We start from the raw sequence: 24,460 nt of genomic DNA, 5'->3' as shown, positions 1-24,460 counted from the left end.
TTCTAATTTTGAATACATGACCCAGCCCAAATCAAACAATTCAAGTTATCGTCTTATCAAGCTTGTTAGTCATCAGCCACTCCAATTGGGACGGTTTTTTGCACGCTTGGTTGCAGCCTTAGTCAATACATTCCCGCTGTCTAAGCTTTCAAAAATTATCAGCTTGAATATACAAATTGCTTTTCCTGAAATGGAACAACAACAAAGACAAAAACTCACCAAACAAGCAATACAAAACGAACTGACCTCTTATTTCGAGTTTTTGAGTATTTGGGGTTCAACAAATGAAAAAAATATCAAGAGCATCCATCGCATTCAGGGTGAACATTATTTCCATGAAGCTGTTGCAGAAAAGAAAGGGTTGGTATTAGTCGTTCCTCATTTTGGTACATGGGAAGTCATGAACGCATGGTTATCACAATACACCCAAATGACGATCCTCTATAAACCAGTTAAAAATCCCGATGCTGACCAGTTTGTCCGTGATGCACGTAGTCGCGAACTAGCCCATCTGGTTCCTACCGATGAAAGCGGGGTTAGACAGATTTTTAAGGCCTTGAAACAAGGTGGAACTACTGCGATTTTACCTGACCATACCCCTGATCATGGCGGGGACATGATCAACTACTTTGGTATTCCGCTTGCCTCCAGTAGCCTCAGTGCCAAACTGATTCAAAAAACCAAGGCCAAGGCCCTCCTCATCTATACAAAAAGAAATGATCAAGATGGCTTTGATATGTATGTCGAACCGATCAATCCTCAAATCTATGAAGGTAATGCCGAAGATGGCACGTTAATTATCCATCAAACTTTAGAACAACTGATTCGACGTTATCCAGAACATTATCACTGGAGCTACAAACGTTTTCGCGCTAATCCCGCTTTAAAAAAAATCTACGATATTGATGAAAAAGAAGCACTGGCAAAAGTGGCTGAAGTTCGTCAACAAACGCAGCAAAATAAAGAAGCTTAGACTATTCTCGCTGTAGCCACTTCCATTGCTGTCTTTGTTGCTTTAATTCAGTAACACCATTTTCAAATAAAAAAGTTAAACTGCCTGACTGTGCTGTATTCAGCAAAGGAATATTTAAGGATTGAAGACGACTTTGTAATTCTTGGCTTGGATGGCCGTAACGATTATCGAACCCAGCTGAGGCAATCGCTAATTTAGGGTTTAATGTCGCTAAAAAATCATAGGCAGAGCTATACTTACTGCCATGATGCCCTAAAACTAGAACATCCACTTTTAAATCAGGATAGTGCTGCAATAGCTTATATTCGGTTTCCCACCCCGCATCCCCCATAATCAGAAAATTTTGATACGGTTGTGCATTCAGGAATTGTAAATAAACGACACAAGACTGCTCATTTTGCTGGTATGTGGCAACAGCCAAGCCCTCTTGATCGGGTGATAAAATTTCTATTTTTAGATTTGAATATGACCAAGTCTGACCTTGTTGGCACAATGAGAAATTATTTTTAAATGGCATTTTTTCATTGCGGTCATTGGACTGCACTTGAGTGATTGCAAAAGCATTTTGAATTGCTGTAAATGCACCACTATGATCTTGATCCAGATGAGACAAAATCACATGATCCAATGCCCGTATCCCTTGCTGCCTTAAAAAAGGAATGATGACGCGCTCGCCCAAACTAAACCTAGTTTCATCATATGACCCACCCGTATCAATCATTAGACTCAGTTCTGGATGCTGTAAAAATATAGCCTGTCCCTGTCCAACATCAAGAATAGTAAATACCGTTGATTGGACTTTTATCCCAAGAAAAATCGGTAAAAAGCACACCAGCGACCAGATCTTGGAGACTGTGCCTCTTGGCAGAAATAGAATCACGATACCAATAATAAAACCCAACATCATCAAGGGAGTGTAACTGACACCATATAACTCAGGTGAAATGCGCTGTAGGCTATTGAGTAGCCATAACAAAATAGCCAGTAATCCATCACTCAACTGAAATAGTAGTTGCCCAAGCGTAGGAATCAACAACCAAATACATGCTGCGATAATCCCTAAAGGCACTACTACGCCACTAAGCAATGGGATGGCAATCAAATTACTGATCGGCGCAAGCCATGAAATCTGCTGAAAGAAAATAAGTACCAAAGGGAGTAATGCAATGAAGATTTTCCATTGCGACTCAATCAGAAGCTTCACCGCTAGAAGTAGTTTTTGAGTCGTTGTGATGACTTGTTCTTGAGGTACATCCCTAATCGTTTGATAGATGCGCAGCAGAATAAAGCACGCCCCATAGGACAACCAAAATGCAGCAGACAAAATACTGAATGGATCAAAGATCAGCAATAAGCTTGCGCTATAAATCAATAATGCAAATGGTTGAATCGACTGTCTAAACCATAGAAAAATGCTTGCAATAATTACGGTTAATAAAGTTCGCAATGCAGGAATTTCAAAACCGACAAAGGCCACATACAACAGTACACTGAATCCAAAAGGCAACAGTACTAACACCTGTCGTGGTTGCCATAAATATAATTTTGGCGCATAACGCTGAACCATGCACTTTAATACCCAAGTCAGCATCAGCGCAAAAACCAAGACATGTGGCCCAGAGATTGCCAATAAATGTGAAAGACCTAATTGTTGGAATTGTTGCTTTAAACGATTTGATAACAAGCTTTCGTCACCAGTCAGCAAAGCCAATAACAACCCTTTGTGCTGTAGCGTACTCGCTTGTAACATTTCACGGAATGACAAGCGCAGTATTTCAACATTGAGCAAAAATTTTTCTTGTAGGGTCTGTTGTTGCTTAAGATGCTGGTGGTAGCCCAAACGATAGATCTGATCCTGACTTAAAGACTGGATGTCGCTGACCTGATAAGCAGACATGATATTTTGTTGTAAAAACCATTTTTCCTGATCAAATGCACCTGCGACAGCATAGCTATGTGCAGGTTTTATCCTCCCAGATAGACGATAATAATGACCTAATTGCAACTCTTGCTGCTGAACAATTGGATTATTTTGTTGTTTTATATAAAGTACCCAATCAACGGGCTGTGTGTGCCGATTAAGTACTTCTGCGATTTGTTTCTGCCCATCGTCGCTTAACTCGTCAATCTTTTTGATATATATAATGGCTTCAAAAGGCTGTACTTCAATTTCTTTGAGTTTTAGCCGTTGCTGCAAGGCTGAATCTGCATAATAAAAACCTGTACATAACAAGGCCCAACTGACACTACATAAGAGTAACAACCTATAGGCAACAGATTCAGAATATAACGTTCTTTTATATAGACCCAGACCAAATATCACGGCTGCTAATGTTAGCCAAATCCACCAAGTTTGTGCGGCAAAGCTAAAATCATGTCCCATCAGGGCAATACCAGCAATCCAGCTGATTAAAACAATTTTCAACATTTCTTAAAATTAGATTTAGTTTTTCTAAAGACAAAATTAAAGCCCTTTTTCAGGGCTTTAACAAGAGGTCTAATTCAATATTTATGCACTATTCATAACGTAATGCTTCCGCAGGTTGAACTTTAGCTGCACGTAATGCTGGATAAATTGTTGCGAGTAGGCTTAACAGTAGCGAGACACTCACAACAAGTAAGACATCTTGCCAGCGTAAATAGGAAGGCAGATAATGCACAAAATACGCATCGAGTAGATTCAAGCCAAAGGTGGTATTGATCCATGACACAATATTACCAATGCTTAAAGATAGAATAATGCCTAAAACAGTCCCTAAACCCGTTCCAATCACACCAATAATTGTCCCCTGCACCATGAAAATTTGGGTGATCAATAAGGGAGACGCCCCTAAAGTACGTAAGATTGCAATGTCTGACTTTTTGTCGGTAACCAACATCATCAAAGATGAAATGATATTAAAAGTAGCCACGATAATAATCAGTAAAAGCAATAACCCCACCATATTTTTTGCCATTTGAATGGCGCTAAATAAATTACCTTGGGTATATGTCCAATTAGAAGCATAAAAATTACTTGGTAATTTTTTGATAATGCTCTCAGAAATTTCTGGTGCGGCAAAAATATCATCCAGCTTTAAACGTATGCCCTGCGCACCATCTGGTAAGCGTAATAAAGTTGATGCATCATTGAGTGCAATATATCCCACCATCGAATCGACTTGAGTCCCGATTTTGAATATTCCAACCACTTCAAAACGTTTAAATCGAGGCACAACACCTGCCGATGAACTGGTCGCTTCTGGTAAAACCAGTGTTACAGGATCATTAAGTTTAAGTCCCAAACTATCAGCTAAATCTTGTCCTAATACGATTCCATATTTCCCTTTTTTCAGCGCATCTAGACTGCCTGCTTTCATATAGTCATGAACAATAGAGACTTGTTTTTCATATTCTGGCTCAATCCCCGAGATCGAAATCCCAGTCACTTGACCATGTGTAGTTAGCATCCCTTGTAACTGGGTATAAGGCGCAACTGCAACAACATGAGGCTGTTTAGCGATATCTTTCGCCAGACCATCCCAATTGGTCATAATTTGTGTTGAGGCAATGGTCGCTTGCGGCACAATGCCTAAAATACGGTTTTTTAATTCCCGGTCAAAACCATTAATCACAGATAAAACTGTAATCAGTACCGCCACACCCAAAGTGAGACCAATCATGGTCATCAACGAAATAAAAGACACCAGACGGCTTTTTTTTCTCGCTTGTGTGTATTTCAGCCCAATATAAAATGAAATGGGTTTAAACATGCTCACCCACCCATATACCATCTTGCATATGCAAAATTGAATCTGCTGACTGTGCCAATTGTTCATCATGGGTCACGATCAACATTGCCATGTTGAGCTCTTTTTTCAAATCGGTGAGCAATTCAAAAATATTGAGTGCTGTTTTACGATCCAGATTTCCTGTTGGTTCATCTGCCAACACCACAGCTGGCTTGGTCACCAATGCACGGGCCAACGCCACACGTTGCCGTTCACCACCCGACAATTCGCCTGGTTTATGATCCATACGATGGGATAAACCTACTCGATCCAGTAAATATTCAGCCTGCTTTTTCACGTCCTTAAAGTTGCTTTCTCTGCGCAACATTAATGGCATAGCCACATTTTCTAGAGCTGAAAATTCAGGGAGTAAATGATGGAACTGATAAACGAAACCAAGGTATTGATTACGCTTGTAGCCACGCTCCGCCTCGCCTAAATTATCAAAGCGTTGGCCTTGTAAAAATACTTGTCCTTGTGAAGGCTGCTCCAAGCCACCTAACACATGCAATAAGGTACTTTTACCTGAACCACTTGAACCCACAATTGAAACAAACTCGCCCGCATTGACTTGAAGAGATAAGCCTTTGATCACTTCAACTTTACTTTTGCCATCATCGAAATGCTTAAAGATATTTTTTGATTCTAGAACGATCTTACTCATAACGTAATGCCTCAGCTGGTTGCGTTTTCGCTGCACGAATAGCGGGGTAAATTGTTGCTAAAAAACTGATAGATAAAGATGCTGTCACAACAATCAGTACATCTTGCCAGCGTAAATAGGAAGGTAAATAGCCAATCACATAACCACTAAATAAATTCAGTCCAAAGGTATGATTTAACCAGCTCACCAAATCGCTGATGGTTAATGCAAAACTGCTACCTAAAATCACCCCGATCACAGTACCCACAACACCAATGATGGTGCCCTGTACAATAAAAACAGACGTGATAAATCTTGGAGAGGCGCCTAAAGTACGCAGAATTGCGATATCCGCCTTTTTATCGGTGACCACCATCACCAATGAAGATACGATATTAAATGCTGCCACGACAATAATCAGAAATAACAGCAAACCGACCAGGTTCTTTTCCATTTTTACTGCGCTGAATAAACTCCCATGCGTTTCCTTCCAGCTTGTTGCATAAAAATTATCAGGTAATTGTTTAACAATCTGGTTAACTACTTCGGGAGCAGCAAAAATATCATCCACTTTAAGGCGTACACCTTGTGCACCATCAGGTAAACGCAATAAAGTAGAAGCATCATTCAAGGCGATATAACCGACCATTGAATCCACTTCTGCACCGACACTAAAAATCCCCACGATTTTAAAACGTTTAAAACGAGGTACCACACCTGCGGGTGACGGTGTCGCTTCAGGCAACACCAAAGTCACACTGTCATTTAAGCCAAGGCCGAGTGCATCGGTCATATCCTTGCCGAGGACAATCCCAAACTCGCCTTTTTTTAATGCATTTAAATCACCTGAAACCATGTGGTTCTGGATAATCGAAACCTTCTTTTCATATTCAGGATCAATCCCCGTCACCATAATGCCTGCAACTTGCCCTTGCCCAGTTAACATCCCTTGCAATTGAGTAAAAGGTGCAGCACCAGTGACATGCGGATGCTTCTCAACTTTTTTTACAAGCTCAGGCCAATCTGTTAGAATTTGAGTAGAAGAAACAGTGGCTTGTGGAACCATTCCAAGGACACGATTTTTTAATTCACGATCGAAACCATTCATAACAGATAGCACTGTAATGAGAACAGCGACACCAAGCGTCAAGCCGATCATGGAAACTAAAGCGACAAAAGAAATAAAATGATTACTCCGCTGAGCACGAGTGTATCTCAACCCTATATACAGCGAAATTGGCTTAAACATACCATCTAGTCCGAGGTGATTTATTATGGAAAATTCACAACATCATCTTGTTGACGACAACACTGAACGTCGAGTGATGTCTCGTATTGATGCTGTGTTGAGAATCAACTATCAAATCATTCCAGATGATGTTGCGTTGAATGACCCGTATGATTCTCATTTCGTTTTGCCACGCTATTTTCTACTACTTGCAGAATTAGATCAATTTGATCATGCGTTTCGCTACGAATTAGAACAATTAAATGAAAAAGATCAACAAATTGCTCGCATCTTATCCCTTTTTAACCAAAAATTGAATCTGATTACAGGCTCTTTTTACGACAATATCGTGCAATCCTTATTGCCCGTTCCTGAACAAGTAAATTTTTCGGAGAATGGTTTAAGTTTTTATAGTTCGCAAGATATTATTGAAGGCACATATATCCATATTACCTTGAGCCACCCAGAAAATTTCTTCCATATTGCAGCAACAGCACAAGTGGCACATAGCACGGCAGACGAACAAGGTAAGTTCCGTATCGGCGCGTATTTCATTACTTTAAATCCGCAAGATCGGGCTAAATTAGCGGCCAGTATTCAACAAACACAACAAACGGAAAGTAATTAATCCCCACATTTTCTTATATTTTTAAACGGCGATATGCTCTTAAATCTTTAAAGAAATAAAGGAGTAGTCCAAATAAAATAATACTCGCCCCAATAAAGACCTGAGCGGACAATTGTTCGTGATTCAGGTATGCCCCGATCAAGATCGCCAACATTGGCGTCATCACCGTTGTTAATGACAATGTGGTTGCTTTTAGATTTTGCACCAATTTAAAGTAGCAGAACATGGCGATCAACGATGCCATAATCACCGTATAAGCCAATGCCAATAATGATTTGGCTGATGGGAAATGTGTTGGAACATATTGCCAGATCCACGGGATTAACATGGTTGCGAATATTGTTGAAACCAGAATTGAACCCGTTGCCTGTGCCATGACAGGCAAATCTGCATTAATCTTCTTCACTAGAAAAATTGACAATGAATAAGAAAAAACACTAATCAGCATTAAAATAATACCAATCGGCTGCACATGTTGCTGGCTACCACTCAGGCAGATCATGGCTAATCCAACAATCGATGTTGCCATCCCTAACCACTGTAAACCCGCTAGTTTTTGCTGGAAGCCAAAGCGCCCAATTAGACCGGCCATAATCGGCGCCAAACCAAACATCAGCGCAATCAATCCAGAACTTAAATAAGCTGTTGCCGCATAGGTAAAGATTTGCGATCCAATCAGGCTTAATGAACCCGCAGCATAACTGAATACTGCAATTTTATGGACTGGGAACTTAACCTTCAACAGCAATAACACCGTTACAGCCAAAGGCAAAGCAATAAAGAAGCGGATCACCAATGCCCACATCGGATGTAGGTCGGAGACACTCCATACAATCGCTAAAGGTGTAGTTGCCCAAATAAAGACTAATAGCCCATAAGTAAGCATGAGGTTAATACGTGATGGCATAACCGACTCAAGAAGCTGTCTTACGTTTCTGTTTTAAAATGGTCTGATCCAGTGAACTTGAGAACTCTCGCTTGTCTCGTTCTGAGATCGGAGGAGGCCCACCGGTTTGAACTCCTGCACCACGTAAAGTATCCATAAAATCTCGCAAATGCAGACGCGCTTTCACATTTGCAGTGGTATAGATCTCACCTCGCGGATGGATTGCAATCCCGCCCTTTTCAATCACTTGTGCTGCAAGCGGTATATCCTGCGTAATGACAATGTCATTTTCTTGCATTCGATCTACAATTTCCTGGTCGGCCTTATCGGCACCACTCATCACTTGAATTGATTTAATCCGCAGTGACGGCGTAATACCCACATTTTGATTGGCAACAAAAATAACTTCAAGTTGATAACGATCAGAAGCACGTAGAATAACTTCACGTAAAATTTTAGGCAAAGCATCAGCATCTACCCACAATTTGAATGGCAGCACGTTGGCAAAAGCTCATGAAAGTAAAAAATATAGTGTAACAGATTACTGGAAAAGTAGAGTGAAGATCATCCTACTATTCACATCGACAGTTCGTTTAAGACATACTTAAGCAGCATATTGATATTTCGAGCTAAAAAGTAAATTAATTGTAGAGAATTACAGATTCAGACTTGAAATATGACAGTTACCCTCGATTTAATAGAATAAGTTCAATCTTTTTAGCATTACGCTTTATGAAAAATCAAAACAGTCCAGAAATCATTAAAATTCAAGATCAAAATTTCGGTAATCATGTCGAGCATTGGAACTTACTGACAGATACTCCCGAAACGGATGTTCCCAAATGGTTAGGATTGGCTCTTGATGCACCGGTAATGCCGATGGGCCTGTGTCAGGACGAACATGAAATGGATCAATCATTCTGGTTGATTCAAGGTCCGAGTGGCGAAGCTGTTTCGATTAATCAAATTATTGCGGTTGAAGATCAAAAACCTCGTGCATTGAAAACAGCATTTCCAAGTTTTGATAGCCCATATAAATATGATGCGCAAATCGAGCGAATTATTACCTGCGATTCTTCAACTCAGGCAGTATTACGTTTGAACTTAAATAAAAATACCGTTATTTATGCATTCGATAATTTATTCAGTGTAAATAGCTGTCAATATGACAAGAATCAAACCTATCAAGTTCAATTTAATGCTTGGGCATATGAATTAGAAACGGTTTCGGCTGATGAGAAAATCATTGTTGATGACCCAGCTTCAATTAAGCATCATCGCGCATTAAATGCGATTTTGACAGAGCATAATGGAATTGCCCCTGACAATTTACAAGAATTGATTAATGACTGGCAACCAAAAACACCAGAAGATCAAGAACCTGTCACTGTCGACTTTTCTAAAATGGTAGCTTACTTATTTGGTGAAACATTAGGTCAAGAAGATGAAGCTTGGTTCCAAGGTAATATCGTTGGCAAAACTTCTATGCAGTTTATGCAAGAACAATATACCCTTTATGATGTGACACTGGTATTAGAAGATGATTTACCTGCAATCTTGATCCGTATTGCAACCAAGAATGAATTGTATAAAAACTTTAACATTGGACAATATATTCGCGGTAACCTATGGATTCAGGCCAATATTTATGCTAAAAATACAAGAGTTTAGTTATAAAATTAATTAAATTCAAAAACTTATGTGTAAATTAGTATCTAATAAAAATTAATATGTACACACTTATGTACACAGCAAACAAAAGCCCTCAATAGAGGGCTTTTACACATATACCAACATGAACGTTACTGTTAATTGTGTTCGCTGTGCAGCTTGATAGAAGCAAGCACAGCACTGTGACGATTGAAGCAATGCATGAGCGTTTGCACATAATAGTCACTTCTTTAGAAAGAGTGCTCGCTCTGCTTCTCTGCGACGAACCAAACCTTTTAAGACTTTGCCACCGCCCTTGTTCCAACGTAAAAACTGATCGGCAGCACCTGCATAGTCTTTAGCATTTAGCTTTTTGAGCAATGTTGAGTTTTTAAATGCAGTAGATCCGATGTTGTAAGTAAGGGAAACCAAAGCATCAAATTGATTCTGAGAAAGCGGAACTTTCACAAGGTTATTCACTGAAGCTTCGAATCGTTTTAAATCGTGTGCAAAGTAAGTCTTGGCTTGATCCAAAGTGCATGAATCCCCTTTCTTGACCTTCACGCCATTCGGGTAAACTGTGGTGCCTATGCCAATTGTCCAGACTCCAACACCATCGTCATAAGCTGTAAGTACCAGATCTTCAAAACTGGTAATTACGTTGATGCCGACTTGACTGGCAGCCATCGCTTGATTTGGGTTAAGTGCATCTGCGACTTTGTTTAATTCATTCACTTGTGGCTGCGTAAGCTTGCCACCCGCTAGTTCACGTGCAGCATCGAAAAAAGGTTTTTTATCCATTTCGCTTTCCTCTTGATGTGAAAAAGCCGACTTAATTCAAGTCGGCTTAAGAATGTTAAATTTAAGGCATTAAAAAACCTCCCGAAGGAGGTTTCTTTTTACGAAGCTTTTCGTAGTCGAGAATTTTTTACCATAATTTTCATATCCCCTTTAAGAACATCTCGTAAGCTACCAGTCTTAGCGCAAGCCAAGCTGAAGCAATTAGCAATTAATTCATTAACTTTTTCATTTTTAGTATTAGTTAATTGAACATGCTTTTGTAATGAAATAATACTCATGGTATTCCACCTATGCTGGTTAACGGTTATTTGCGACGAAAAGCAAGCCAACGCTTGCCTTCAAATTCTACAGATAAACCTGCCTTGTCTAACTCTGTTTGCACAGATTTTGCAGCTTGATGAAGCAGTTGCAAGAATGATTGACTAATGTCAGTACGTGCATAAATTTTGGTAGCACTACCAGAACTGTCTGCATGTTGCAAGAATCTTTGAACCAAGAAGGTTAAATATTCTGCATATTTCGCATCATAATCTGAATCTAACAAACTATCAAGTTGGGGGCTTATATAAATATCGAAAATCTTTAGTGTCAATTCACGTCCACGGCGATGATATCCAACCTCAACAATGATGTTTGGATGCTCACAATCTTTGTCGCAAATACCAATAAATGTATTGAGGCTTTCTCTTTTTAAATAATCACCAAATGATTTACTAACCTGTATATGCTCAAAAAATTGCTCATTAAGCTCAATTAATTCATCATCTAAGTTTATGGCAATTCCGCAATCAATCCAATTCCTTGATGTAGTTCTTAATGATTCTTCGTCGAACAAAAAAATGTCCAATGTTTATTCCCCTAATAGTAATTTTGCTTACGGAAGATAACAAAATATTATAAAAACATAAAGTAATAAATAGTTTGAAATATCCACCATTTTTTATAAAAATTTTACTATTCACCAAATACCAATAGGATATCCATATGCCGCCCGAAGGCGGCTGTTTAATGATGTGATCTAAATATCTTTATCTTTTTTCTTTTCTTGCTCTGAACTACCGAAGTAGAAACCGCAAGCGGTGGTCATTGCCCCTGCAATAAAACCCAAGGCCGTGTTTATTAAGTTACTGTTTTCACGTGGCATATCAACAATGAATAATGCGATTACCAGGACAAACATTAATGCAACTAAGGCAAAGGCCAGATAAGCCCGTGTTTGTTCACTTGTCATCTAAATCACCTTTTATACGTTCTTTAGTTTGCTCGTATTGTTTCTTTCGCAATTCGTGGATCTCCTCTGCTCGCCTATCATCACGCCGCTTAAAGTACAACGTCATAAAAAAAGTGATTACACCAATAAAGACAGAGAACCATACTGCCCAATCAATATTTGCTGCATACGCTGCCACTGATGCCACCCCTGATGCATAAGATACTTTTGGTGATGCTGCTGCGATTGTGTTTGTAGCAGCTTCAACCGCGCTTGCTGCTTGTTCTTGCATTCACTTTTCTCCAGATAATAAAAAACCGCCAAAAAGGCGGCTTCATTTGTTTTAAAGTTACACTTCGATTTGTGTCACTGCGCCCGTGGGCGCACTTCTCACAATATTTTGCCCACTGATATAAACTCGATCCCCTATATTAAATGGCGTTGAACTGGTACAGAGTACAAGTCCTGTCCCGTCCACAACCAAAACCTTGTAATTTGGATGATTTGCACTTTGTACTGTTGCAATAAATTCAGGTGTTTTGGGAAGTAAATCCAAAAACCTTGATAGTGCATTACTCATTATTCACACGCTCCACGGTCACAGATTGCCTCACTTTGCTGTATGTGAATGACACACTAACACTATCGACCACACCCCAAAATTCAGCATTAAAAGCAAGAATATCAGCAGGTTTACACTGCCCTATTTCACCTGTAAGTGGCATTGAGAAAGTGTGACTTTCAACAAGTCCAGCTTTTGCAAGTTTAGATTTGCCATAACCCCCCATGACTTGATCGCTCGTAAATAGGCGATTATTCACTGATTCATACAGCACATTGCCGCTAGTACCTGTGCGCTTGATTTGACCAGTTAAGCCAGTTTTGTCGTTTGTGAGTGTGATGCCGTTATAGTCTGGGTAAACTTCATAATCAGTGGATTGCTCAGTGACGATAGATTCTGGCAACAAAATATCGTATTCAGCTACTGCAATTGGGTCCCAGTATGTCTTTTTATAAAGCGGCTTAATTGTAATCGCTTGGCTATCCGCTTCACTATAAACAAAGCCACCACCTGCCGCCGCAATTTCCTGAATCGCCTTGACTGGGGTTGATCCGCTATAACTAAATGACTCAGTCGGTACGATCCAACCCAACGCATCTATCAGTTGCCAGTTCAGCGTTAAATCTGGATAAGCAGAACGATCAATTTCAGCTTGTACCAACTGCACCGATGTACGCTCATTTTCTTGCAAGAAAGCACGTGGTGGTGAACTTGGCGCATCAAGTAAGGCTGATACACTTCGCCCTGTCAACGTGTAGGTCTCACTCGCAAACTGGCGTGAACGTGTGCGATTTTCTAAAAGCATAAGATGCTGATAGCCATTGACCACGATTTTAAGAATTACGGGCTGCCCAGCAATCGGATCAAGCTTTGATAATTCAAGTGCTGGAATCGTTAGATTATAGCTCCAGCACCAACTGCTGCGGTCTGTTCTATAGCTGCCGTTGAACACATGTATTTTTTGCCCGTTATCAAGGCGTGATACTTCAATTTCATTCACAATATACCACCAGTTTTGATTTGGAATTGCGGGAATACAGTCATCAACCCCAAAGTTTAAAATGACGTTATGCGCATCAACGTCATGACATAAACATACGAAATTTAAATCTGTTGAGCCGACATACTCAGGAATTGGCACAGGTGGAAAAGGTTTGATTTCAGACTTTCGATAATAAACAGGTCTTGCAACATCCCAGTCTATTGAATCGGTTGTGATGAACTCTAAACCCTTATCCCATTCAAATGTAAAACGCTTTTCAAATACATGAGCCACTTCATGACTAAACGTAATCTGCTTGCGTTTTCGAATCATTTCCTGCCAATCAGTTTGTCGATTGATCAGCAACTTTTCCGATTCTTCAAACACTAAAGTTCGAGCAATAAAACGTTTATCGTTCTCTTGCCAAACGACACGATAGTCTTGATTTAAACCTGTTGCTTGCTCAAATACAGTTTTAACCGCACGATGTAAAACCTGTGTTTTCTCAAATTGATCAGTAACTGCATTTGATATTGTCAAACCACGGTCAAAAACAAAGGCGCTGTTCTGCGCCTTAAATATTGATTTGCTGTATTTGACGTGACTTTCAAGCAATGCAGGCAAAGCCTCTTGATAAGTAGCGTCAAATGCATAAGACACCCCGACAATATGATTAATATCGAATACCGCATCAATTTGAAATTGAAATGTGGTATCTAAAATAGTATCAATCGTGCATAGGTTTTCACTAAATACTGCTTCAATTTCAAAAATAAAGCTCGTATCTAAGACAGTATCAATTTGCCCGACAACATCGGTATTTTCACTAAATACAGCAACAACTTCAAAGCCAAAACTAGTGTCCAAAACAGTATCAATCGTGTAATCGTACTGTTCACCACCAGCATTTTCATCATAAACAGCTTGTAAGTCATACGGCTGTGTGAGTGTGCTTGATTCAGGGTTTTCTTGATATTGTGCTGTTAAATTATTGGGTTTTGTAATGTTTGAACTCATACACACCCCGCTTATATTTTACTGGGTGGTGTAAAATTGCTTGTATATCTACACAAATCTTTTGTGATTCTAAAGTAGTCGAAAATTCCTGTTGTTTTAAGATTTCCTTCACGCTCAACTCCAATTAACAATGCTGAGTTTGTTGCTGTTGCATCAATTACACCAGAGTAAGTTGCTGTTGCTTCCAATATTCCGTTGACAAATAATCGCAATGTTGTACCACTACGGCTTAACGCAATGTGATAATAAGTATTGGTTAATAATGCTGTTGTACTAACTACGCTAAGTTTTTTATTAATTTCAACAAGAACCACATTTGATGTATTATTAAAAATAATATTCCAACCGCGCCAATTTCCTATTGACTGCCCACAACATATAATCCCACTGTAATTTTGATGACTACTATACTTAAAACGAATTTCAACTGTAAAATCTGAATCAAATCTAAAATCTTCCGAATAAGCTGTAGATATATAGCTATTATTTAAACTAACTGCTTTACCATCAATAGCATCAGTATCATCAATTACAGAAACAGCGCCAACATTAGCGAACGTATGTGCCCTCAAATCAGTGATCGGAGAAGTTATCATATTTGACCGTGATACCACGAATTCAATATATTGATCTATGTTGGCAATACATCTGATCTCGGAACTCACCATGCTTACACCATCACGCCATGCTCTGACTTTGTAATAATAAGTACTATCCTCAGCTACAGTCGTATCCACGTAATACATGGTTTTAAGATTAGTTGCGATTGGGCTAGGTAAATCAATATCAGCAACACTTGCGAGTGACGTATCAGAACGTATCACATCAAATGAATCAAAATCGCCAAATTGCGCCCACTCTAAGCGTACACCTGACATACATCACCTACGGTCTAAGTTTTATTGATGTGGTTGACAGTGTACCGCCCAAAGCCAAATTAGTATTAGCTAGAGATATATCTGTACCCACAGTTAGATCAGCGGCGACTTCACCTGCACCGTTATAAATCCGTGCCCATGTAGCTGTGCCAGACTTAATAACCGAGCCTGTGTTAGTCGGATGAAATTCAACATAAGTTGGCGTGGTTTCTTTAACGCATGGCTCAGGAAAAGTTAGTGTGACCAGTACATTGTTTGAATCGGCTGCCACTGATGTGTCCGCTGGCTGCACGCCCTCATAAAAAATAACGGTAGCACTTTGGCTACCGCTATCCATAAATTCCGCAAAGGCTTGAATCATGGCAAGCCGAGCTTTGACTGATGTTTTACTCATTTTGGCACCACGTTATCTTGAATGACTGCGTTGAATTGTTTGTTTGCATCAAATGCGACTACAAATGTTTTCATATCTGTAGTTAACCCCATAAAACTATAATCACCGTTTTCTTTTGGTTTTCTAATCGCAATGGGCTGCAAATTAGCCTTACTGTATAAAACCACAGTTGCATTTTGATAGTTTTGACCAAGTTTTTTAACACTGCCTTTTACACTGCCGATTACAGACGTTGGAGTTAATATTGTTGGTTGTAGGTTGTTTGATGACGGCATAACTTTACGAGATACTGGCTTCACTCTAACTCTCCTAAGTAGAAATAAAAACCCCCAATCGAACCAGTGCTCATTGCAATATCTGAAACATACATAGATTTCTCTGATAGAAAATATTGAGTATCACTTTGAGCATTTAAGACTTTTCCAGCATATAAAATATGAGGTAGTTGCCCCCTTAATTTTTTATTAGAATCATAAAAAGGAATTTCAATTGCAGGAGTGGCTGTGCCCGAAAAGACATTGGATGACCCACTATTGAAATCATGCTGTATTGGATATGCGTATGCATGATTATTAAGACCTATTAAGTCCGCAGTAGTATAAAAGCACCCAGTCGTACTATTCCGCATTAATGGCTGATAGCCCACAGCATTTGCCCAGTAACCATATTGATCTCCTTGTAATTGTGATGCGGATTTTTCAGATAGCGTACACATCAAAAACCAATTTTTTGTTATTAGTTCAATATCACTATTAATACAACCAATACCATTTAATATTTTACCAGTGTTACCCACCACCAATTCTGTTAATAAGTAAAATGTAGAACTATCTCCAATTAATGAGAACTTACGAGAACCATTGCTCACAGTCGTGTCATTTGACGTATTAGAGTTATCGGGTGGAGTGCTTCTCGCCCAATACCATCGACTCCATCCACGTACAACCCCTGTCCCCGTACCTGTTATCTTCCAGTTTTTTGCAGGATCGTTTGTATCTAATGGAAGTTGCAAAACATCTGGATTATTAAAATCATCTATATGATCCATATGTGCAAGCAAACCAACCATTGCATACTTTGCGTATGTTGATGTATAGCTATTTGTGCCATCTGAAATCGTTTCATCTACACGGATAAACGGATGCTCTGAGCGTGGATTTTTAGCACGATAAACACGCTTAACATCACCTAAATCGCGAAAAATAATCTCATAACCCAGTGCTGCTAATTTTGCCGTGCCGACTGTGCTAATTGTTTTGCCAGCATGTTCTGCTTTTAAAACAAGCTGTGTGGGCGTTGGTGTGCCTTTGATACGATATTTACCGTTAATTTCTGATGGTGAAAAACCTGTCAATTCAACGATCTGAAATAACAAGGCATTATGTGCTGCATATAAATTCAGGGTAATATCGCCCTGTGCATCAATACTTGCACTCGTTACACTTGTAAAAGGCAAGCCATTCACAAGACAGGTGTCAAGCAAGCGAATCATGTCGCCCCAGTTATTTCCCAAAGTTAAGCCGTTTAAGTGGCTAAAGTATTGAACATCTACATCTGTCGCCATGATTATTTACTCAATAAAAAAGGCTGCGCATGCAGCCCTTTGGGTTAATTATTTAAATATCCCGATCAATATCGCCACGATACATAATCTGGAAGTTGTCACTTAATGTTGTAGGTTCAGATTGCTTCACTGTACGAATACACCAGATCGGGTACATGGCAGCAATGGTATTGAAGCGTAAAACATTGCCATTTGCCCAACCTGCACCCCAGCCCTCTTTTTTAACTTGAAAGTACGGTTCACTGGTGACTGGGTTGATTGGCGCACAGTCATTTGTAGTTGTGCCTGTGCCAATTTGACCCGATACTTCACCGATGATTCTAAAAGTTGAAATATCAGTGAATACCAGCGCCCAACGTTCCTGAATCGCACCCTTGTTTGTAATCTGAATCGGATACAAGGCATCGTTGTAGTTTGCTGACATCGGCGCACCTATTGCTGTGTCAGCCCAAGCGTTATTCCAAGTGCTTTGTGCAAATTTGCTTGTATAGCGACTAAACATATCGCCAACAACCAGCGCTGAACCTACAATCGAGTTGTCCGCATCATAGTTGTGAGTCACAGGCTTGGTTAAAGTAATCTGGCCATTAATCTGTACATCGTTAATCAAACCCATGTCTTGATAACGATATGCTGCCGAAATTGGGGCAACAAGACTATTTAGGGCAAAGTCACCGCTTAACGTCACTCGACCATAGTCATAATCAACCACATACATATCGAACGGAACTTTCACACCGTTACTATCTTCAAGCTCACACCACGAGATGCGCTGATCATCTAATTGATAGGTTTGGCCAGCAACATGGCTTGGCAATTCCTGCTTTTTAGATGAGGCAATAACCCCAATGTCACCCACCCGAAAAATAGGGACACGTCCATCTGCAGGTAAGCGAGTAGCAGACAATCCCAGAATTTCAGAATCAAGAGGAATGTATGTATAGGCAACAGCGTTATAGCGTATGCTCATAGCATCTATCCAGTACGGCGCATTAACCCAAACAGTGTTGCCACCATCCGTATAATCAAGCAAAGGATCGTACCAAGGCTCATTCACAATTTCAGGATGATCAGACTTTTTGGTTTTCTTATAGAAATAAATATCTACAAAGCCTGTTTCGTAGTTAATAGAACCATGTGCCTCATCAGTTTCAATTATGCCTGCCTCATTGGCCGTAAGTGTTAATTGGCCGCCCGCCATTGCTGCTACAACAACAGTTAAAGAACCAGGTCGAATCGGGATTGTTGGCGTGCGGAAACTCACATGATGAATCGGCAACATGTCTGTCGTTGTTGTTAGGGCTTGCAACGTTAATTGGTTATCAACGTTTGATGTCCACGTATCAAACTCGGCAATACCGGTACCATATTGGATTGTGCCAGACTGGGTACCACTGCCTGTTGAGCTATCTACATTTCGATACAGCAGGCCGGTACGATCAATAAACGTATCTGCACCAAGCTTGAATCGCACCGAATTAGATAAAATTTGCTCATCAAATCCTTGTGTCAAATCAAACTTAAGCTTGTCTGCCGTCACCGTAGTTGAACTGCTTCCCGTGCCTGATGTGTCACGATATTTGACTTGAATTGTCGTTGTATCAAATGCTTTTAAAGTAATTTGTGATGGTACAACTTCTGATGTCTGCGGAAGATAAAAGCTCATGATCACCCCGTATAGAAAATGATAGGTGTATACACTGTGGTGTAAATCGTTTTTTGCATTGTGGGTGTGACTTCACAAGCGCCGGTCGCATAAATGATGGTACCCATAACCGTTCCAAAATCATCGACTAGATTTCCAGTGGTTCCGTTGATTGGTACATCATGCAAACTGACTATCCCTTCAGCTGCTGCACCGACTGCTTTTGCCAATGGGATTTCCAAACCTACTGAACTTGGCTGAATTGCAGCACCAGTACCAATAGTAAACATCAACTTGTTATTGGCATCTGGTGAAGAGTTCTTAGTCTGCGATTTACCTTCGCCGTAGTTATACGAGATTGTGAAAACCGTGCTCTTTTGCGGTAATTTCTTTGGAATGATCCGACCTTTACCATTGTTAAACGTCATTGAACCGATTGCATCACCAGTGAATTGGCCAGAACTATTTGTTGTTGCTGTTTTCTCAACGCCGTCCAACATCCATGTCACTGTCGCGCTAGAAATCCCATTATGAAATAACTGAAAATCTAACCCTGCAGGTAATACCGGCAAATCTGCTCTGGCAAAAGTTGTTATCGGACTACCCCATTGCAATAGAATTGGCGTTCCCACATCAGGCAAGGCACCTGTGGTCAATAACCACGTCCCCGTTGTATAGCTTATAGATCCACTGCCAATAGATTCTGTTGCCGCAACTAATCGCCCTGTTCCATTGTCTTTAAGCACATAGAATTTACCCTGTGACATAAACGAGATACTTAATGCACCTGGCGCAGGAATTGGAGTTAATACCCCAGTCCAGTTAGTACCTTGATTCGCGGCAGTAACAGGTAGTGCAAATGATTCAAACGGTTGAACTGGCGCAGATGCTGGAGTAAATACCACATTAATGATTGCATTGCCTGTACCAATAGCATTGGTCCACACAATACGACCAGTCTGATAATCAATGGTACCGACTTGAGTGCCTGTTGGATTTCGCAATGTTCCGCCGTTATCAGAAATGGATTGGCCAAAAAGCGTGAACGAAATAGAACCAGGTAAAACACTTGAGCCAAGATACAAAGCCTGCCCTGTGTTTACGTTTGTTGTGTACTGAACATTGATTGTTCCTGAGTTTCCCGCCACCAACGCCGGGTTTTCACTTACAGCATTTAGATCGAGCAACGGCGTTTCAGTCTGCGAAGATGGGATTAACTGTGAAAACATGGTTTGAGCAGGAATTGTAAAACTACCAATGCCAACGTCATCTGCTAGATCCACACTGGCATAATAGATACCGGCATCAGCCACAACTGTGTCTCTAATCGTTGTTGCAGGTTTAGCATTGTTGTACCACTGCGTAGCAGATACACCCACGAAATCCCGTGCTAATGGATCTTTAAAACCATAAGTTGCGATCTTGTACTCAATATTCGAGTTGTTTACACGTACAAACGCCGTTCTAGTTTCAACACTGGTTAAGCGAACGTATTGAGAAAACTCATTTACGGTACCTTCATTCACCACAAGAACGATCGTATCTCCAACAGAATTTTCAGCTTCATTGGTTGCCATGGCAACTTGTATTGCTTTCATTGCTGCATATGCAGTATCGAGTAAAGAACCAACCGCCTGAGCACCTTTGGCCAAATAACTTTCTACTCGGTTTTGTGCTGAATCACGAGTATCTGTATGTGAACGTGTGCTGAACAGTAACGCTGATACGTTTGGATCATTAGGATTCTTCGAGACAAATACAGTTGAACCCATCAGTGACTCAGTATCACTGTTATTCAATCCTGCGTAGATCTTACGCATCGATACACGGCCCATTGTTCTGTCAAGCTCAGATACGTCAGGAAAAAGGTTATTACTTTCGCCATCTACTACAACTTGGCCAGAATATTTACCGCCGCCATCTGATGTATCAGTCAAACGCTCAGACTTGTATAAAACTAAATTATTCGTTTCAACCGGCATTTGGCACCTCTAAAAATTTAAGTGTGACTTTGTAATAGTCACCCTCTGAAACTGTTGGAATCCCTTTGACTGGCTCGGCATTAATAGCGCCTTCCTGATGATTGAAAATCACATTGAATTCGCGCGTGTCATGGGGATATTCAAAGATCAATGTAAATTGCTCATCTTGCAAAGCAGACCAGTCTTGAATCACTGATAAAACTGAACGCTTAATCCATCCTTGGTTGTCTGGTGGGGTTAATGTGATCGGTCGACCTGATTTCTTTTTACCTTCTTGCACAATCAAAGTTCCGTCTACGGCGAACTCTTGATTCTGTTCAATTGGCTTCCAAGCAAATTCATCAGACCATAAAAAACCGTCCTCAAGTGGGACGGTTTCATTGGTTAATTTACGTTTAAGTCTCATCACATCCTCTTTTTTGCTTGTTCCAATTGGTTAAAGAAGTCATTCACTAAGTCTTGCTGTGATGGATCACCATTTAACTCAATCACTTTCCCATCGAACTCAAATCGATAAACTTGAGGTTTAGGATTAGGGATATTGATATCGGATGCGCTAGGCATCTTAGGCGCCTCAATAGAAGGCGCTTTGATATTTGGAACTGAAACCGAGCTACCACCCGATCCGGATTTCTTGCCTTCCCAATACGCCAAGGTGTCGTCCATCTTTTTAAGTAATGGTGTACTAAAGTCTGTAACAGAACCCATTTTTAAAGCTTGAGAGTAAGCAAACATCATGCTGTCTAAAGCGTCTTTGCCTGCTTTTTTGGCTTGGCCTGCATCCATTCCCGCTGCAGCTAAGCGTTTCTCATAATCTGCTGCTTTGGCATTCATATCATCCATGGCTTGGCCCATACCTTTGGCTGATGATGCAGCTTGTGCTTTGCGTTCGGCATCAACCTTTTTCATTGCCGCTTCCCATTCATCCGCAGTGCTTTGCGCCTCTTCACGGGCAACACGGCCAAGATCTCTAAACCCTTGTGAGGCTGATCCACGCGCCGTGTCACCTACTTTGTAAAGTTCATCAACAATCTCTTGAGTCGACTTCACAGATGATTTACCCGTAGCATCGATCTGAGCTTGTAAGCCAACAGATGCACCTTGAGCCTTGGCATTTGCAATGACAGCTTGATCACCCGATGCTGCAGCCGCTTGCATCACTCGTTCATAAGCCTGCTTTAGGCCTTCTGATGTAGCTTGTCCACTGGCTTTCATTGTGTTGAAGTCTGCAATTGCTGAATCTGCAGCAAGTTTTAATTGTTCCTTAGTTTTAACACCAAGGCGCTCAAATGCTTTACCCACCTCATCAAGGTCATCAGGTAATTTGGCTGTAGCTTGCTTAATTGCAAACATACCCATTTCAACTTGTCTCGTTGAAAACACACCCTGACTTTCATACTCTTTAAGTTTAGCTTTGGCTGCATCTAGCTCAACTTGACTATCAGCCTTCGCTAACCATGCTTCCCAGCCCCTATAGAGAGTATTTGACGCTTCTTGACCTGTAACACCAGCCTCTTTAAGTTTCTGCTTTAGATCGTCTAGTGCATAAGATCCCTGACCAAAACCTTGAGACATGATATTGGCAGTTTTATCGATATCCACGCCTAATGCCTTACCAGCTTCTCTTGCAGCATTGAGTGTTGGGTTTAAATCCTTGGCGGCTGAATCGGCAAGCTTAAAACCAGCATTTAGCTGATCTCCTGAAACCTGACCAGCAACCCCCATTTCCATGAGCTTAGATTTAGCAATATCAATTTCTGCTGTATTTTTTGCCTGCCCCAGCCACTTAACCCATGCTTGGTAAATCAAATCTGCTGACTGTTCACCTGAAATACCAGCATCTCTTAGCTGGGTAGAAAATTCTGTTAAAGAACCTTTCGTGTTAATAAATTCTTTTGAAACCTTATTAACCTCAGCAGAAACATCTATACCAAACTTTTGGCCTGCAGCTGATGCCCCTCTAAAAGCCTCTTCCTGTTGTTTTGTCTTGAGTGTTGCATCAACTGTTGCCTGTTCCTGCTCAGTCAAGGTACTAACTACAACTTTCCCACCTTCACTTACGGTTGTGTAATAGCCTTTTTTTGCAAGCTCAAGTTGCAGATCTTTTTCTAAAATACCGTTATTGGCTTTAACCGCATCATTAACATACCCTTCAACCGCTGCAAGCTTTTGGGCTTGTAATTTTGCATTACCCAGCCCTTCTTCAGATTGAAGTGATAAGGTTTCATCCAGGGCTTTCCGTTTCTCGCCTAAAATTCTAGCACTTGCTTGAGTTTCTGATTCTATGGATCTATCTAGGCGCTTCTTAGTCTCACTTTCGAACCCCATGGCATCGTCATGGGCCTTACTAATAAGCTTTGCACCTTCTGCAAGTAAGCGTTCGCCGTTAATTTTCGCTTGTTCAGCAACACCACCCATTAAAGGAATAAAATCTAAAATTCCTCCTTGAGCCTTTAGAACATTACCAGCAAAACCCAATATTGCGCCGCTAATAAATTCTATAGCTATTTTAGCCCCACTAACCGCATCACTTACCAAACCTAGTGCTATTGAGATTCCATTTAGCGTTGTATTAACTAGGTTTAAATCTGTATTTCCATCTTGAACAACCCCAAAGAAAGAGCCGAGAGTTCCTATTGCATTCTTTATTATTACTCCAAATACGTCATCGATTGATTTTCCTAAATCAAATGCTGTGCTTACAAGGTTTTTAAAGGTGTCATATAGAGCCCCGATTGCATTTTTAAAAGCCAGTATGGTTCCATCATCAGCGAGACTACTATATCTCTCTCCGATTGCATCTATACCAGCCATAACGTCATCAAATATAATTTTGACAACACCCATATGATCTGCAAGTTCTGAAATCACTTGTGCAATTGCACCAGTCGCACCACCTGCCTTGGAATCTAATTCACCAATCAATACAGTCCAAGCCGTGCTAACTTTTTGCAAAGCATTACTTACTGTCATCGGCATTTGAGCATATTCTGCACTAACCGCATCGCTTTGATTTTGAAATGCTTTAATGACTCTACTTGATGTTAATTCGCCGTTCTCGGCCAACTTACGGAGTTCACCGGTAGTTACCCCTAATTCTTGAGCAAGAATCTTTGAGATACCAGGTGCTTGCTCCATGATGCTATTAAATTCATCACCACGCAAAACACCTGATTGTAAGGCTTGAGTTAATTGAACTACTGCTGCTTCACTGGCCTGAGCACTCCCACCGCCCAACTGCATAGCCTTGGAGATAGTTTCAGTAAGGCTTAGGGTTTGCTGTTGGGTGAGCCCCATTTGTTTGCCAACCTCATTGACCTTCGTAAATAAAGTTGCTGTGGCTTCTAATGAGGTATTTGTGGATATTGCAACTTTCTGAACCCCGTTCATTGCTTCAGCGAAGTTCCCGCCTTCTTGGGTGGCAATCTTTATTTTTGCTGCTAATACATTATATGCATCTGCGGTTTCAATTAATTCTTTAGCGCCTAAGCCAACACCAAGTGCAGCCATTGCACCGACAAGGGCATTCACGGCGAATTTAGCACCATCAATACCTTTATTAAAACCTTCAGAATTTGCTCTTAGGTTGAGTAAAAAATCTAAGCTATTAGTCGCCATAATCTTTCCTATAGGTGTAAAAAAACCTG

The 24,460-nt window shown here is 40.5% G+C and carries 24 protein-coding genes; 3 read left to right on the top strand and 21 right to left on the bottom strand.

The window, feature by feature from the left end; all coding sequences use genetic code 11:
* The first annotated feature begins 16 nt into the window (after positions 1-16).
* Positions 17-973 carry a lysophospholipid acyltransferase family protein gene (locus tag WA352_RS16800; RefSeq protein ID WP_033134567.1) on the top strand — a complete coding sequence of 319 codons (957 nt, stop codon included), beginning with the start codon at positions 17-19 and terminating at the stop codon, positions 971-973.
* A 1-nt stretch (position 974) separates the two neighbouring features.
* Here WA352_RS16800 and WA352_RS16795 read toward each other — a convergent pair whose 3' ends face one another.
* From WA352_RS16795 to WA352_RS16780, 4 genes are all read right to left on the bottom strand, one after another.
* Positions 975-3,401, bottom strand: coding sequence for a DNA internalization-related competence protein ComEC/Rec2 (locus WA352_RS16795; RefSeq protein WP_241345136.1), 2,427 nt, complete (start codon positions 3,399-3,401; stop codon positions 975-977).
* A gap of 88 nt (positions 3,402-3,489) precedes the next feature.
* Positions 3,490-4,725 (bottom strand): lipoprotein-releasing ABC transporter permease subunit, encoded by a 1,236-nt coding sequence (locus tag WA352_RS16790; RefSeq protein WP_336143362.1) that lies wholly within the window; start codon positions 4,723-4,725, stop codon positions 3,490-3,492.
* Positions 4,718-5,407 (bottom strand): lipoprotein-releasing ABC transporter ATP-binding protein LolD, encoded by a 690-nt coding sequence (gene lolD / locus WA352_RS16785; RefSeq protein WP_004654642.1) that lies wholly within the window; start codon positions 5,405-5,407, stop codon positions 4,718-4,720. The genes WA352_RS16790 and lolD overlap by 8 nt, the downstream gene beginning before the upstream one ends.
* Positions 5,400-6,635 (bottom strand): lipoprotein-releasing ABC transporter permease subunit, encoded by a 1,236-nt coding sequence (locus WA352_RS16780; RefSeq protein ID WP_004805624.1) that lies wholly within the window; start codon positions 6,633-6,635, stop codon positions 5,400-5,402. Before WA352_RS16780 ends, lolD begins: the two co-directional genes overlap by 8 nt.
* 25 nt (positions 6,636-6,660) lie before the next feature.
* On the opposite strand from WA352_RS16780, the gene WA352_RS16775 reads away from it, so the two are divergent.
* On the top strand, positions 6,661-7,242 hold the full coding sequence (locus WA352_RS16775) for a PilZ domain-containing protein (RefSeq protein ID WP_005204919.1): 582 nt from the start codon (positions 6,661-6,663) through the stop codon (positions 7,240-7,242).
* Between the two features lie 13 nt (positions 7,243-7,255).
* Here the strand turns inward: WA352_RS16775 and WA352_RS16770 are convergent, their stop codons facing one another.
* Entirely contained in the window at positions 7,256-8,149 is an 894-nt protein-coding gene (locus WA352_RS16770) for a DMT family transporter (RefSeq protein WP_033134605.1), read from the bottom strand.
* A gap of 7 nt (positions 8,150-8,156) precedes the next feature.
* Positions 8,157-8,627 carry a YaiI/YqxD family protein gene (locus WA352_RS16765; protein ID WP_005151751.1) on the bottom strand — a complete coding sequence of 157 codons (471 nt, stop codon included), beginning with the start codon at positions 8,625-8,627 and terminating at the stop codon, positions 8,157-8,159.
* 233 nt (positions 8,628-8,860) lie between these two features.
* Here WA352_RS16765 and WA352_RS16760 point away from each other — a divergent pair, with 233 nt between their 5' ends.
* Positions 8,861-9,799 carry a hypothetical protein gene (locus WA352_RS16760; protein WP_033134606.1) on the top strand — a complete coding sequence of 313 codons (939 nt, stop codon included), beginning with the start codon at positions 8,861-8,863 and terminating at the stop codon, positions 9,797-9,799.
* Positions 9,800-10,021: 222 nt separating this feature from the next.
* Here WA352_RS16760 and WA352_RS16755 read toward each other — a convergent pair whose 3' ends face one another.
* The 15 genes from WA352_RS16755 to WA352_RS16685 all read right to left on the bottom strand — a co-directional run bounded on the left by WA352_RS16755 (position 10,022) and on the right by WA352_RS16685 (position 24,431).
* Positions 10,022-10,579, bottom strand: coding sequence for a lysozyme (locus WA352_RS16755; protein ID WP_336143358.1), 558 nt, complete (start codon positions 10,577-10,579; stop codon positions 10,022-10,024).
* A 98-nt stretch (positions 10,580-10,677) separates the two neighbouring features.
* The gene (locus WA352_RS16750) at positions 10,678-10,857 is read right to left on the bottom strand and encodes a hypothetical protein (protein ID WP_005312839.1); all 180 of its coding nucleotides are present in this window, start codon (positions 10,855-10,857) and stop codon (positions 10,678-10,680) included.
* Between the two features lie 26 nt (positions 10,858-10,883).
* Positions 10,884-11,414 (bottom strand): hypothetical protein, encoded by a 531-nt coding sequence (locus tag WA352_RS16745; RefSeq protein WP_241345338.1) that lies wholly within the window; start codon positions 11,412-11,414, stop codon positions 10,884-10,886.
* Between the two features lie 183 nt (positions 11,415-11,597).
* Complete coding sequence (locus WA352_RS16740) at positions 11,598-11,810, bottom strand: hypothetical protein (protein WP_241345337.1); 213 nt, start codon at positions 11,808-11,810, stop codon at positions 11,598-11,600.
* The gene (locus WA352_RS16735; protein WP_241345336.1) at positions 11,800-12,081 is read right to left on the bottom strand and encodes a phage holin; all 282 of its coding nucleotides are present in this window, start codon (positions 12,079-12,081) and stop codon (positions 11,800-11,802) included. The genes WA352_RS16740 and WA352_RS16735 overlap by 11 nt, the downstream gene beginning before the upstream one ends.
* A gap of 57 nt (positions 12,082-12,138) precedes the next feature.
* Positions 12,139-12,369: a hypothetical protein gene (locus tag WA352_RS16730; RefSeq protein ID WP_336143356.1), complete on the bottom strand. Its 231-nt coding sequence runs from the start codon at positions 12,367-12,369 to the stop codon at positions 12,139-12,141.
* On the bottom strand, positions 12,362-14,350 hold the full coding sequence (locus tag WA352_RS16725; protein ID WP_336143353.1) for a hypothetical protein: 1,989 nt from the start codon (positions 14,348-14,350) through the stop codon (positions 12,362-12,364). The genes WA352_RS16730 and WA352_RS16725 overlap by 8 nt, the downstream gene beginning before the upstream one ends.
* 11 nt (positions 14,351-14,361) lie before the next feature.
* On the bottom strand, positions 14,362-15,228 hold the full coding sequence (locus tag WA352_RS16720; protein WP_336143352.1) for a LamG domain-containing protein: 867 nt from the start codon (positions 15,226-15,228) through the stop codon (positions 14,362-14,364).
* 7 nt (positions 15,229-15,235) lie between these two features.
* Complete coding sequence (locus WA352_RS16715; protein WP_033134177.1) at positions 15,236-15,622, bottom strand: hypothetical protein; 387 nt, start codon at positions 15,620-15,622, stop codon at positions 15,236-15,238.
* Positions 15,619-15,921 (bottom strand): hypothetical protein, encoded by a 303-nt coding sequence (locus WA352_RS16710; RefSeq protein ID WP_033134176.1) that lies wholly within the window; start codon positions 15,919-15,921, stop codon positions 15,619-15,621. The genes WA352_RS16715 and WA352_RS16710 overlap by 4 nt, the downstream gene beginning before the upstream one ends.
* On the bottom strand, positions 15,918-17,186 hold the full coding sequence (locus WA352_RS16705; protein WP_033134175.1) for a hypothetical protein: 1,269 nt from the start codon (positions 17,184-17,186) through the stop codon (positions 15,918-15,920). Before WA352_RS16705 ends, WA352_RS16710 begins: the two co-directional genes overlap by 4 nt.
* A 52-nt stretch (positions 17,187-17,238) precedes the next feature.
* Complete coding sequence (locus tag WA352_RS16700) at positions 17,239-18,852, bottom strand: hypothetical protein (RefSeq protein ID WP_033134174.1); 1,614 nt, start codon at positions 18,850-18,852, stop codon at positions 17,239-17,241.
* Between the two features lie 2 nt (positions 18,853-18,854).
* A complete protein-coding gene (locus WA352_RS16695) occupies positions 18,855-20,813 on the bottom strand; it encodes a hypothetical protein (protein ID WP_336143351.1) in 1,959 nt (652 codons plus the stop codon).
* Positions 20,803-21,219 (bottom strand): hypothetical protein, encoded by a 417-nt coding sequence (locus tag WA352_RS16690; RefSeq protein WP_336143349.1) that lies wholly within the window; start codon positions 21,217-21,219, stop codon positions 20,803-20,805. Before WA352_RS16690 ends, WA352_RS16695 begins: the two co-directional genes overlap by 11 nt.
* Positions 21,219-24,431 carry a tape measure protein gene (locus tag WA352_RS16685; protein ID WP_336143347.1) on the bottom strand — a complete coding sequence of 1,071 codons (3,213 nt, stop codon included), beginning with the start codon at positions 24,429-24,431 and terminating at the stop codon, positions 21,219-21,221. Before WA352_RS16685 ends, WA352_RS16690 begins: the two co-directional genes overlap by 1 nt.
* Between the last annotated feature and the right edge of the window lie 29 nt (positions 24,432-24,460).

The sequence above is a fragment of the Acinetobacter sp. 102 genome (assembly GCF_037028485.1).
Classification (GTDB): domain Bacteria; phylum Pseudomonadota; class Gammaproteobacteria; order Pseudomonadales; family Moraxellaceae; genus Acinetobacter; species Acinetobacter higginsii.
The sequence above is the reverse complement of the archived record's forward strand: the minus strand, read 5'-3'. Positions and strand labels throughout refer to the sequence as shown.